General features: G+C 40.0%; 11 protein-coding genes and 2 pseudogenes. All 13 read right to left on the reverse strand.

All coding sequences use genetic code 11. The annotated features are described in order from the left end of the window. Nucleotides 1–508 (reverse strand): annotated as a pseudogene (locus tag Q0F90_RS03815) (phosphatase); the annotation flags it as partial. Next, nucleotides 508–2,055, reverse strand: a complete 1,548-nt coding sequence (gene ppx / locus Q0F90_RS03820; RefSeq protein WP_296003502.1) for an exopolyphosphatase — start codon at nt 2,053–2,055, stop codon at nt 508–510. The gene ppx and the pseudogene Q0F90_RS03815, both read right to left, overlap by 1 nt. A 200-nt stretch (nt 2,056–2,255) precedes the next feature. Next, complete coding sequence (locus Q0F90_RS03825; RefSeq protein ID WP_296003504.1) at nt 2,256–3,026, reverse strand: TatD family hydrolase; 771 nt, start codon at nt 3,024–3,026, stop codon at nt 2,256–2,258. Beyond that, nucleotides 3,026–4,969, reverse strand: coding sequence for a methionine--tRNA ligase (gene metG / locus Q0F90_RS03830; RefSeq protein ID WP_296003505.1), 1,944 nt, complete (start codon nt 4,967–4,969; stop codon nt 3,026–3,028). The genes Q0F90_RS03825 and metG overlap by 1 nt, the downstream gene beginning before the upstream one ends. 34 nt (nt 4,970–5,003) lie before the next feature. Then, entirely contained in the window at nt 5,004–5,852 is an 849-nt protein-coding gene (gene rsmI, locus Q0F90_RS03835; RefSeq protein WP_296003507.1) for a 16S rRNA (cytidine(1402)-2'-O)-methyltransferase, read from the reverse strand. Continuing rightward, complete coding sequence (locus Q0F90_RS03840) at nt 5,842–6,567, reverse strand: tRNA1(Val) (adenine(37)-N6)-methyltransferase (protein ID WP_296003508.1); 726 nt, start codon at nt 6,565–6,567, stop codon at nt 5,842–5,844. Before Q0F90_RS03840 ends, rsmI begins: the two co-directional genes overlap by 11 nt. Next, entirely contained in the window at nt 6,560–7,405 is an 846-nt protein-coding gene (locus tag Q0F90_RS03845) for a stage 0 sporulation family protein (protein WP_296003510.1), read from the reverse strand. The genes Q0F90_RS03840 and Q0F90_RS03845 overlap by 8 nt, the downstream gene beginning before the upstream one ends. After that, on the reverse strand, nt 7,406–8,446 hold the full coding sequence (locus Q0F90_RS03850; protein WP_296003512.1) for a DNA polymerase III subunit delta': 1,041 nt from the start codon (nt 8,444–8,446) through the stop codon (nt 7,406–7,408). 75 nt (nt 8,447–8,521) lie between these two features. Continuing rightward, nucleotides 8,522–9,208, reverse strand: coding sequence for a thymidylate kinase (locus tag Q0F90_RS03855; RefSeq protein WP_296003516.1), 687 nt, complete (start codon nt 9,206–9,208; stop codon nt 8,522–8,524). A gap of 2 nt (nt 9,209–9,210) precedes the next feature. Beyond that, on the reverse strand, nt 9,211–10,692 hold the full coding sequence (locus Q0F90_RS03860; protein ID WP_296003518.1) for an aminotransferase class I/II-fold pyridoxal phosphate-dependent enzyme: 1,482 nt from the start codon (nt 10,690–10,692) through the stop codon (nt 9,211–9,213). Between the two features lie 57 nt (nt 10,693–10,749). After that, nucleotides 10,750–11,328, reverse strand: coding sequence for an aminoacyl-tRNA hydrolase (gene pth / locus Q0F90_RS03865; protein ID WP_296003520.1), 579 nt, complete (start codon nt 11,326–11,328; stop codon nt 10,750–10,752). A gap of 10 nt (nt 11,329–11,338) precedes the next feature. Then, a complete protein-coding gene (locus tag Q0F90_RS03870; protein WP_296003522.1) occupies nt 11,339–12,292 on the reverse strand; it encodes a ribose-phosphate pyrophosphokinase in 954 nt (317 codons plus the stop codon). Between the two features lie 126 nt (nt 12,293–12,418). Beyond that, a pseudogene (locus Q0F90_RS03875) lies at nt 12,419–12,539 on the reverse strand (UDP-N-acetylglucosamine diphosphorylase); the annotation flags it as partial.

Genomic DNA, 12,539 nt, shown 5'->3' on the forward strand with positions numbered 1-12,539 from the left:
GCATATTGCGTTGGAATAATAAACTTTCACCACGCCATACTGTTAAGCCCACACCACCCGATGTAATATCAAGGAATAACGTTGCCTTGGTCGGATCCGTCAAGCGGTACTGATGCGTCATTTTATAGTATAGTAGGGCATATTTGTAATACACCTCTTTCGGCATGTCGATAACCTCTACACGCATACCTGTTTGGATGTAAATTTGGTCTAGAATACTGCGACGATTAGCAGCCTCACGAATTACGGTTGTCCCATATAATCTAGAACGAGTTATACCATAATCTGCCATTAACTGTTTGTAACCTTTTAAAATATGACAGATTTCTTCTATCGTTTTGAAGCTTAAGCGAGACGTTTGAAATAATTCCTCTCCAAAGGTTACCTCTCGCGCCGCATGATCGATAATGCGTACATCATCGATTCCCTTATATTCTACAATAGTAATGCTCATACTGCTGGAGCCCACATGTAATACTGCATATCGTAATGCTTTTGGTAATGCCATTATGCCTCCTTACGAGCTTCCGTCCACTCTATTTCTAATTCTTTTTTGAATTCTTTTTTGAAAGATTTTGCTAATTTTTCAACAGCCGCTTTCGTAACGCTCACATCGCGACCTTCTAAATACTGTACCTTTAAGGCCACGCTAGTATATTTAATAGCTACCTCTAAACGGCGAATAAATTGTTCATGACTTTCATCGAGAGCCTCTGCCAAGGCTAAGATAATAGACAATTTTTGACCTAATGAGCGTTGCTCCTGATCTAATAATTTACCGTATAAAAAGTTTTTATACTCTTTAGGTGTCAAACCATGGGAGTTCATAACTAGGAAAGCACTAAAGGCTTGTTCTACGTGAGAAATACCATATAAATTACTATTTACGAGCATATAACAACCATGACGTGCATGGCTATAGTAGTTAACCCGTTTACCAATATCATGAAGTAGGCTAGCCACAATCAAGCATCGTCTTGCATTGTTATCTGCTTTATGAAGTGGCTCTAATTCATCAAATAAGGTAGTAGCTAAACCAGTAATATATTTGGCATGTACTAGCTCATGTTTAGTCATGCCTAAGAGTACATTTTCAGCGGAGTGAACTAAAATATCATCGATAATAGGATTTCCCCCTAAATAATGTTTCCCATAGTAATCATAGAATAAACCTTCACGCAAACCACAACCACCAACAACAAGAGTCTTAGTATTTACGTAGTTAAATAATTCTTCCACGATGGTAAGGCCTGCAATAATGATATCTGCACGTTCTGAAGACAAGCCACTAATCTTTTTACGTTCTTCCAAAGATTTACCTTTTACGTCTTCGAAAATCTCGTGGAATCGATGATATGGTATTTCGTAGTTGTGTAGTTTAGTAATAGGATAGGATAACTTACGTTGATCCATTTTAGCAATATTACGCGCTGTACCACCAATACCAAGGAGTGGCAATTTTACATTGCGAAGCCAAGTATGTTCTTTAATAGCTTTCCTCACCGCTTTAGTCATTTTTTCAAGCTCTTTAGGGGTATACTCCTCCCCCTTTTGATAAGTGCCTGTCAATGTAAGAGCTCCAATTGGTAAGCTTACAGCCTCTGCAATATGGCGATCTCTTACAAGGGTTACCTCCGTACTAGCCCCACCTAGATCAAAGATAATGAAGTCCTTGAGACCAATAGTATTAATAACACCAAGGAAGCCTAATCGCGCCTCTTCTTCACCTGCAATGCATTCTAAATCTAGACCAGTTCGTTTTTTTACAGACTTGATGAAATCATCCCCATTTTTAGCAAGGCGCACGGCTGCCGTAGCAACAGCTTTAATGGTATCCACTTCCATCGCTTCCGCCATATGAACGAAGGCTTTCAAAGAACGTAAGGAACGTTCCATTGCTTCATTTGTTAATTCGTGAGTACCCCACATATTTTCACTGAGGCGCACACTTTCTTTTTCTTGGTATATCAGTCTATAACTGCCCGTTTTAGAAATTTCATAAATAACAAAGCGAACAGAGTTAGAACCTAAATCTATAAATGCAATACGTTTCATCCTACTACCCTCATCCTACTACGTGTTCAGTATGAATATACTTTAGTATACCATAGAAAAACGCGATTCTCACCGATACGGGAAAATCGCGTTTTATAATTTAGATTTCTATATGATTTTAATGCCTATTCTACAGGCAAAACCATGAAAAGTTAGCTTATATTTAGTGTATCAGAAATATTCATTACTAAGATGTATATCTACTCGATACCAAATACTCGTTTACCATTATTATAGGTAATCTCACAGAACTCATCTACATCGAGACCTTTTAGACGGGCAATTTCCTCTGCCACAAATTGAGTTTTGCTTGGATCATTGCGTCGGCCTCTAAATGGAGGTGGTGTCAAATATGGTGAGTCTGTTTCAATAAGAATTCTGTCTATTGGTACTTGTTTAGCTACTTCCTTAAGATTTGTAGACTTAGGGAATACTACAGGGCCCGCAAAGGAAATGTAAAAGCCTAATTTAATAGCTTCCTTAGCCATTTCCCAGCTACCAGAGTAGCAGTGGAAAATACCCCAATTATCCTTCCCTTCATTGCGCAAGATATTCATAATATCACCATGCGCATCGCGGTCATGAATAATAATAGGCAAATCTACTTCACGAGCTAACTCCAACTGACGAATGAATACGCGTCTTTGCGTTTCACGATCAGAGAAATCATAGTAGTAATCTAAACCGATTTCACCGATAGCGCGTACCTTATCGTTATTGAGTGCTTGTTCCTTATAGAACTCATAGTCTTCCTCTGTAAAATCTTTAGACTCATGAGGATGTGTACCTACTGCAGCATAAAGACGGTCATACTGTTTTGCTAAAGCTAGGCCTGATTCAACAGTACCTCGATCGACCCCTGGAATCATAATGTATTCTACGCCTGCATCAAAGCAATCTTGTAACATCTCATCACGGTCATTATCGAAACGACCGTCATTTACATGAGCATGTGTATCAAAGAGTTTCATTATTTAACCACACTTCCTGCTGGTAAAGATTCGATATTGGTTACCTCTAAATGTTCTTCCCAATCGGATGCGGACAAGATCATGCCATAAGACTCGATGCCCATCATCTTCTTAGGAGCCAAGTTAGACAAGTAAATTACCTTTTTACCAACCATAGCTTCTGGCTCGTAATATTGAGAAATACCACTTAACACTGTGCGTTCTTCAATGCCGATATCCAATACAAACTTCAATAATTTTTTGGATTTAGGCACTTTTTCACAGCTTACTACTTTTGCTACACGAAGATCGAGTTTCTCGAAGTCATCGTATGTAATATTTTCTTTTAATGGTGGAATATTAGATGTATCTACAGCATCTTCAGCTTGTACTGGAGCAGCTTCTACCATTTCAGGGATTTCAAAGCGTGGGTAAATAGGTTCACCTTTCACAACTTTTGTACCTGTTGGCAATACACCCCAAGTTTTAGCGTCTTCCAATGTAGCATCGCCAAAGCCTGTGAGACCTAATTGATCCCAGATTTTTGGAGCGCCCACAGGGATAACAGGGCTGACTAAGATAGCAATGATGCGCAATGCCTCTGCTAAATGGTACATAGCAGATTGGAGACGAGCTTTATCGTTAGCCTCTTCAGATTTAGCTAATACCCAAGGCATAGTTTCATCGATATATTTATTCATGCGACCAATAAAGGCCCATACGGATTTAATTGCTTTATTAAGCTCCATATTTTCCATAGCCGCTTCAAAGTCTTTCACAGTTTGAACTGCTAATGTGGATACATCGCGGTCTAAATCATCCATATCATCGCATTTAGTAATTACACCATCGTGGTATTTTTCAATCATGGCAATGGTACGGTTCAATAGGTTACCTAAATCGTTAGACAAATCTGCATTAATTTTTGTCACAAAGTTAGGCAATGTAAAATTACCATCATTACCGAGTGTAATTTCACTCAATAAATAGTAACGCAAGGAGTCTGCCCCATATGTATCAATCAATGGAATAGGATCGATAACATTACCTAAGGATTTACTCATTTTAGTGCCGTCAACGATCATCCAACCGTGTCCAAATACCTTTTTAGGTAATGGCAACTCAAGACTCATGAGCATCATAGGCCAAATAATTGTATGGAAACGTACAATCTCTTTACCTACTAAGTGAAGATCTGCTGGCCAGTATTTTTTATATAATTCACCATCACCATCAAATGGAGAGAGTGCACTAATATAGTTAACCAACGCATCGAACCAAACATACACAACATGTTTAGGATCAAATGGTACCTTGATACCCCAGTCAAAGGATGTACGAGATACAGCTAAATCTTCAAGACCTTGTTTTACGAATTGAATCATTTCGTTACGACGAGATTCAGGTTGAATAAAATCAGGGTTCTCTTCAATAAATTTCAACCATTGGTCTGTATATTTAGCGAGCTTAAAGAAGTAACTTTCTTCTTTAACCTTCTCTACAGGACGGCCACAATCTGGGCATGTATGATTTTCACCTAGCTTTTGCTCAGTCCAGAATGTTTCACAAGGTGTACAATACCAACCTTCATACTCAGCCTTGTAAATATCGCCTTTTTCATAAGCTTTTGTAAAGAGCTCTTGCACTACCTTTTCATGGCGTTCATCTGTAGTACGAATAAAGTCATCGTTAGAAATATGCATCTTTTCCCACAATGCTTTAAAACCATTTACGATATTTGTAGTATATTCAAGAGGTGTAATACCTTGTGCTTCTGCAGCGCGTTGGATTTTTTGACCGTGTTCATCAGAACCAGTCAAGAAACGTACATCATAACCAGCTAAGCGTTTAAAACGCGCAATCGTATCAGCTACAGATGTACAATAGGTATGACCAATGTGCAACTTAGCACTTGGATAATAAATTGGTGTCGTAATATAATACGTTTTTTTTGTGTCTCCCATGATGAGCCTCCTTCTAACCTTCGAATGGGAAGGTTTAACGTTCTACAATATTATATACATCCCGGCGGGAAACGTTAAAACGCTTTGCCACCTGGCGAATTGCTTCTTTTTTAGGTATCCCTGTATCTACAAGGGCTTGTACAGCATCTACATACGATACTGGTTCATCTGATACTTCAGTACTATCAGATTCCACTGTATCAGCACCACCTACGATGAGGACGAATTCCCCTTTATAGGTAAGCTGTTCTAAATCATTTACAAGACTTTCCAAATCGGTACGCACAAAGGTTTCAAACTTCTTAGTCAATTCCCTTGCCACCGTAATAGAACGATTGCCAAAGGATTCATACATATCTTGTAAGACCTCTTGCAATCGATGGGGTGCTTCATAAAACATCAAGGTCCCCGTTACTTGTGAAAGTCGTTGTAATTCTTCAACTCGATGTTTACCTCGTTTAGGTAAAAATCCTGCAAAGGTAAATGACTTAGTATCTAAGCCTGATGCTATGAGCGCCGTTAACGCCGCATTGGCACCAGGTAATGGCACTACCGTCAGGCCTGCTTTAATAGCTTTTGTTACTAGGTCAGCCCCTGGATCAGATATAGCAGGCATGCCTGCATCACTAACGCAAGCAATAGACTGTCCCTCTAATAAAAGCTCCATAATATAAGCACCCTTTTCTTCCTTATTATGTTCATGATAAGAGATCAAAGGCTTCTTAATATCAAAGTGTTTTAATAATATACCCGTATGGCGCGTATCTTCAGCAGCGATAGCATCTACTTCGCCCAAGATACGAACTGCGCGATACGTCATATCTTCTAAATTACCAATCGGTGTAGGCACCAAGTATAAGGTGCCCCATTTGTTATCGTTCATACCAAGAGGACACCTCCTTCGTGTATACATTAGGCTTGTCGTAAACGATAAGTGGCGGTTCTAACACAAGGCCAGGCTGACCTTGATAGAGAGCCTCGATTAGCACGAGTTTCGCTGGTTTATCTACCATGCCGTGAATAAAGCGAATTCGCTTGGCTTGAAAGTTAGCTACTTCTAATGCATGTAGCAAATATTGTAAGCGACTAGCACTATAAATCATCCACAAGCGACCTTTACACTTAATAAAGGACTGTACAGCTTTCAATACCTCTTCTAAGGTTGTATGTTCATCATGAAGTGCCAAGGCCCGTTCTTCAGATGTAGGCTTTGCACCGCTTTCACAATCATAAAAAGGGGGATTTACAATAACGCCGTCAAAGGGCTTATCTTGGATATCTCGATACGACATATGGCGATAATCGCCGCACAACATAGATACTGTACGACCTTTGTCATTATGCTCAACACTGCGCTGAGCTAACTCGATAAGGGTTTTGTTAATATCAATCCCCGTTATATGACCCGCTCCTAAGGATGTACCTATAAGTGGCATAACACCTGTTCCCGTTCCAAGATCAACATAGTAATGACGACCATTGAAACGGCAAAAGTGAATAAGTGCTATAGCATCAAAAGAAAAGCGAAACATATCTAAGCGCTGATAAATCTGTAAGCCATCTATAATTAAATCATCAAGTCGTTCTTGATCATTCATCAGGCAATGCCACCTCGGACCATTTCAAATCGATAGTACGGCCCGCTTCGAGCTGTACCTTCACCGTATGTTTATGGTGATTTACCTTTAAAACCTTACCAATACCTTCATCAGTAACTACCTCTTTACCAATTCCAGGAGGTGCTACATCTTGAGGAGCTTGAGGGCGTTCCTTTTTCACATATAGGTCGCCACCCTTTTTATATAAATCATCTTCGTAGTTAAGGCAGCACATTAAACGACCGCATACACCAGAAATTTTTGTAGGATTTAGACTCAAATTTTGGTCCTTAGCCATTCGAATTGATACAGGTGTGAAGTCACCTAAGAAATTAGAGCAACATAAAGGTCGACCACAAGCGCCGATACCATTTAACACCTTAGCCTCATCACGGACACCAACTTGGCGCAACTCAATGCGTGTTCTAAATACCGTTGCCAAATCCTTAACTAGCTCACGGAAGTCAATACGACCATCCGCAGTAAAGAAGAATATAATCTTATTCATATCAAATGTATATTCAACATTGATGAGCTTCATCGGCAATTTACGTTTTTCAATTTTTTCGAGGCAAATTTCAAAGGCCTTTTCTTCGCGCTCTTCATTTTTCTCGATTTGTTTTAAGTCCTTAGAGGTTGCCTTTCTAATAACAGGCTTAACTGGTGCTACAACAGCATCTTCAAAAACCTCTTTAGGGCCGATGACAACAGTGCCATATTCAACGCCTCTCGCCGTTTCAACAATAACACCGTCTCCAACAGATAATTCTAATTGTTCAGGCAGAAAATAGTAAATCTTCCCCGCCTTTTTAAAGCGTACGCCAACTATGGTTAGCATTTAATCCTCCTCCCGAGCATCATGAAGGGCGATACTAAGACCGTCCACCACGAGAGCGGTTTTTATATGTAAGCGCAAAGCCCGTTCCGCTTGCAATGTTTCGGTAATAACCTTTGACAGTGCTTGCACGGACCAGCGCGGTAATAATCGTAATAATTGAGTTTTGTACATAGGTACTTGTAATTGTCCGTCTTGGGCACCCATTTTAATAGCCATCATATCCCTACTCACAAGACGTAGCCAGTGCATTAACTCTGTTAGGCTCTCACGAGATAAGCTTTCACAAGCTAGAGAAATCATAGAAAACCATCGAGTTTCAAAGGCGAGGATATCCATTACCTTAACTGCTAACTCTAACATTTCAATGCGACCTTGCGTAGCCAGTTTCTCCACTAACTGTGGATTACCATGACCAGCCAACAAAGCCTGCTCAATATCACCTGTGATGCCACGAGCCACGAGAGCCGTGCGAATCGTATCTTCATCAACACTGTTGAAGCCTACGCCCATACATCTAGAGATGATAGTTGGTAACACAGTGTTAATCTTGTTCGTAATGATGATGAAATACACCTGTGCAGGCGGCTCTTCAATGGTTTTAAGCATGGCATTTGCCATAACTGCATTGGCCGTGTGAAAGTCCTCCACAATGACTACGCGGTTGCCATTGCCTGCCACTGACAGATGATCTTGTAATAATGAATACCACTGTTCCACCTTTAAAGTCGTCTTCATAGGACGAATCCAAAAGGCATCCCCCTTATCCATATAGATAGGTAAACCTTCTGCTTCGATGCGTTTTTCCGTCTCACCATTGGCAAGACGCGCTTCTTTAACAGCCTCTAAATAAGATTCTCCCTTAGGTTGAGAAAATACTGGACGCCCCAATAATAGAGACGCGAGACCTATAGCCATATCTAGCTTGCCAAGACCTGCTTCACCATAAAACAAAAGGCTATGCGGTAATGCATTACGACTTACAAGTTCCGATAGGTGTGCCTTGATCGAATCTTGACCAATTATAGAATCAAAATATGTCATAGCTCCTCCTATCAATACATGCTCAATATTAATATTATATAAGAAAAAGGCGACTTTTAAAAGAGTCGCCCTATCCTAAGGTAGTAGATTTACTACCGCTTGATATACATCGTTATGAATTTCTTCAATGGTACGCAACATATATTGACTAGATTTATCTTTACTAGCACAAGGTATTCGGTGCCATCCGTAGCGTTCTACTAGCTCTTCATAGGCATCATGAACAGATACTAAGTACTGATGATTGCCTTCATGAATATCCCCTGTATTGCCTCCCGTTTTGCCTGTGCGCTCCGCCATAAGGGCTTCACTTACTTCAAGAGGCATATCTAAGAGACATACCGCATCAGGTGTAGGCAATCCAAACTTTTTAAATTCAAAGTCTTCAAGCCAATCTAAAAATGCAGTGCGTTCCTTCTGATCGTCGTATTTTACCATTTGGTGCACCATATTAGATGTTGTATAACGATCTGCAATGATGATGCCACCATTTGTATAGAACTGTTCCCAATCAGTTCTAAAGGAAGCAAAGCGGTCAATGGCGTACATAGAGCTTGCCACATAAGGATTTACATCATGCACATCTTTGCCAAATTCTCCAGCGAGATACATTTTGATAGGCATAGCAGCACCGCTATCATAATTCGGAAAGCTTACAGATTTAACTGCATGACCTTCCTTGATTAATCGCTCTACTAATAGTTTAGTTTGCGTAGCCTTACCGCTGCCATCTCCACCTTCTAATATGATTAAAGTCCCCATAATTACTCCTGTAACACCCAGATTGTTTCTAATGTCATATCATCGGCTCCATTCGGCACATAACCTAGAGCCTTTCGATTCTCTATATATTGTAACACAGACTCACTAATCACTTCACCTACTGCTACACAAGGAATCCCTGGAGGATAATAAGCAATTGTCTCTCCTGCTATACGATGAAGTGCGTCTAGTAACCGTACTTGCTCCCGATTGGCATACATAGCATTACGAGGCGTTATACGTACAATAGGCTCAGGTAATACTGCTGAATCTTTGCTAAGATTTTGCAAATTCTCATCCTTTGTATTATTTGATTCATGAGATTTACTTAACACCATATCGCTAATAGCTTGTACTGCTTGAATAAGAGCCGTTATTGATTCTTTTGTATCGCCAATGGTAATGAGGACTAGTACATGATGAGCTTGTACTAACTCTACCTCAATACGATGTTCTCGTAACATCCGTTCAAACTCAACACCTGTAACCCCTAGTTCTTTAGCATCGATGAGTACCTTGGTACAGTCATAGTTTACCACTCGATCTTCTATGTCTCTGTATTCCATAGTAGTAATACCAGGAATCTTATGTAATTCTTTACGTAAATATAGACTCAATTCTACGGTACGACTGACTAGTTCCTTCCCCACTGTGGCTAATTGATGACGCGCCATATCTAAGGAGGCAAGGAAAATATAATTGGGGCTTGTACTTTGTAGCATTTGATGCATTTGCGTAATACGACGATTATTGATTCTTTCACCTTGCCCTAATAGCCAAGATGTTTGTGTCAATGAACCGACCGATTTATGCGTGCTCTGTGCCACTAAGTCTGCACCTGCTGCAATGGCCTCGATAGGTAATATGTTTGAAAATGGTAAATGAGGACCGTGCGCTTCATCAACAAGAACAATCATGCCTCGTTTATGTGCTTCTTTTACGATATTTACAATATCGACACCTACACCATAATAATTTGGATACACTAAGAGAATCGCCTTTGCCTCTGGATGTGCATCCATGGTTTTAACGGCATCGTCCAACGATACACCTAGAGGAATACCCCATCTCTCATCAAATTGACAATCCATATAGACAGGCTTGGCACCAGATAACACAAGGCCACTGATAACGGAGCGATGTGCCTCACGAGGTATGATGATGGTTTCATCGGGCCCTACAGTCCCCATTATCATCGCTTCAATTAAAGCAGTGGTACCATTAATGGAGAACCAACAATGATCAGCTCCATATAACTCAGCAGTTAAATCTTGAGCCTCTTTTAATTCCCCTTCCGGTTCATGTAAATCATCTAAGGCATACATAACACCTAAGTCATAGGGTAGTGCCGGTCCCATCCAGTCTTTTAAAAGTTGAGGTGCTTCTACACCAATCTTATGGCCTGGTGTATGAAAAGGCACAAAATGTTGTTTTTTATATGATTCTAAGGCCTCTACAAAAGGCATTCTTTCTTGATTACTCATATATACCTCGTAAAAAGGGCATGAATCTCCTTGAGACTCATGCCCTTATGCATGTATTTATCGATGTGGACGACGTTTAGGGTTGAATTGATTCATCCCTTTATCGATGCCCACCTCTAAGGTACCTAGTACAGCTTTCACTGTATCCTTAATACCTTTTTGTACTTTCTCTTGCGACTCTTCGCTAAACGGTGCAAGCACGTGATCAATAACAGACCATTGTGGCAACGGACGACCAATGCCTACGCGGAAACGTGGAAAGTTTTCTGTGCCTATATGGGAAATCAAGGATTTAATCCCATTATGACCACCAGAACTACCATTTGGTCGAATACGTAATTTGCCTACCGGTAAATCCATATCATCATAAATACAGTACACGTCAGATGGGTCAATCTTATAGTACCGCATCAACGGTCCAACAGATTCACCACTGGCATTCATAAATGTTTGAGGCTTTACAAGCAATACTTTTTCACCATTTACGGTAATGCTGCACACCTCTGCCCGTTGTTCCTCTCTCCAAGGAGTGTGAGGAACACTATCAGCGATAGCGTCCACAACCATAAACCCAATATTATGTTTTGTTGCTTCATATTGCTTGCCTGGATTACCAAGGCCTACTACTAATTTCAAGAATCACCTATTATTTGTCGAACAAATTACTTACAGATACTTCATGGAAAATACGCATAATTGCTTCGCCCAACAATGGAGCTACGGACAATTGTGTAACATTTTCCAATTTACACTTTTCTGGTAATGGCATTGTATTTGTAACGATAAGCTCTTTAATGTTAGAGTTAGCAATACGTTCGCTAGCAGGATCTGTTAATACTGCATGAGTAACAGCAGCTGTTACAGATTTAGCACCAAACTCTTCCAAAGCTTTCGCACCTTCTACAAGGGAACCAGCTGTATCTACGATATCATCAACGATGATACAGTTTTTACCTTTTACATCGCCAATGAGGTTCATAACTTTAGCAACGCCTGGTTCAGGACGTTTTTTCTCGATGATTGCGATTGGCGCACCAATGCGGTCAGCCAAATCACGAGCACGTGTTACACCACCAAGGTCTGGAGAAACAACGATAACATCTTCAAGATTTTTTTCGTTAATATATTTAGCTAAAATAGATGCACCATATAAATGATCTACTGGCACATCGAAGAAGCCTTGAATTTGACCAGCATGTAAGTCAATTGTTACAAGACGTGTAATACCAGAAGTTTGCATCAAATTAGCTACTAATTTAGCTGTAATAGGCTCACGACCACGAGTTTTGCGATCTTGACGAGCATAGCCATAGTAAGGAACTACAGCAGTAATATGGCGTGCAGAAGCGCGTTTCAACGCATCAGCCATAACCATTAATTCCATTAAATTATCGTTTACAGGATAGCTAGTTGGTTGAATGATAAATACATCTTTGCCACGTACGCTTTCATCAATCATAATTTGTACTTCGCCATTGTTAAAGCGACCTACAAATGCTTCACCTAAAGGCAAACCTAAATAATCACAAATTTCTTTTGCCAATGCAGGATTTGCATTACCTGTGAAAATCTTAAGTTTTTTGCCGTCTTCAAATGCCATTTTGATACCCTTTCATTAGTTCCTATACTGGTTACTTATCCATAATCTTCCATTACAGATACACACTATTGCCTTTTTATTGTATACTATTTTGCCCTAATTGTGTTAAAAAATATGAGATTTTTTTTATTTCTTTTTGAAAGTATCGTCTGTTACCCAATTTTCTTTCACAATTTGCTTGCTGCGGCCTACTGCTAAAGCCTTATCTGGCACGTTTTTAGTAATGGTAGAGCCTGCACCTACATAG

The organism is uncultured Veillonella sp. (genome assembly GCF_934190855.1).
GTDB lineage: Bacteria > Bacillota > Negativicutes > Veillonellales > Veillonellaceae > Veillonella.

Excerpts from the sequence above, each read along its gene's own strand:
- Q0F90_RS03840 (WP_296003508.1), bottom strand. The coding sequence starts at position 6,567 with ATGAATGATCAAGAACGACTTGATGATTTAATTATAGATGGCTTACAG.
- metG (WP_296003505.1), bottom strand. The coding sequence starts at position 4,969 with ATGGGAGACACAAAAAAAACGTATTATATTACGACACCAATTTATTAT.
- Q0F90_RS03870 (WP_296003522.1), bottom strand. The coding sequence starts at position 12,292 with ATGGCATTTGAAGACGGCAAAAAACTTAAGATTTTCACAGGTAATGCA.
- Q0F90_RS03850 (WP_296003512.1), bottom strand. The coding sequence starts at position 8,446 with ATGACATATTTTGATTCTATAATTGGTCAAGATTCGATCAAGGCACAC.
- Q0F90_RS03845 (WP_296003510.1), bottom strand. The coding sequence starts at position 7,405 with ATGCTAACCATAGTTGGCGTACGCTTTAAAAAGGCGGGGAAGATTTAC.
- ppx (WP_296003502.1), bottom strand. The coding sequence starts at position 2,055 with ATGAAACGTATTGCATTTATAGATTTAGGTTCTAACTCTGTTCGCTTT.
- Q0F90_RS03825 (WP_296003504.1), bottom strand. The coding sequence starts at position 3,026 with ATGAAACTCTTTGATACACATGCTCATGTAAATGACGGTCGTTTCGAT.
- Q0F90_RS03855 (WP_296003516.1), bottom strand. The coding sequence starts at position 9,208 with ATGGGGACTTTAATCATATTAGAAGGTGGAGATGGCAGCGGTAAGGCT.
- Q0F90_RS03860 (WP_296003518.1), bottom strand. The coding sequence starts at position 10,692 with ATGAGTAATCAAGAAAGAATGCCTTTTGTAGAGGCCTTAGAATCATAT.
- rsmI (WP_296003507.1), bottom strand. The coding sequence starts at position 5,852 with ATGAACGATAACAAATGGGGCACCTTATACTTGGTGCCTACACCGATT.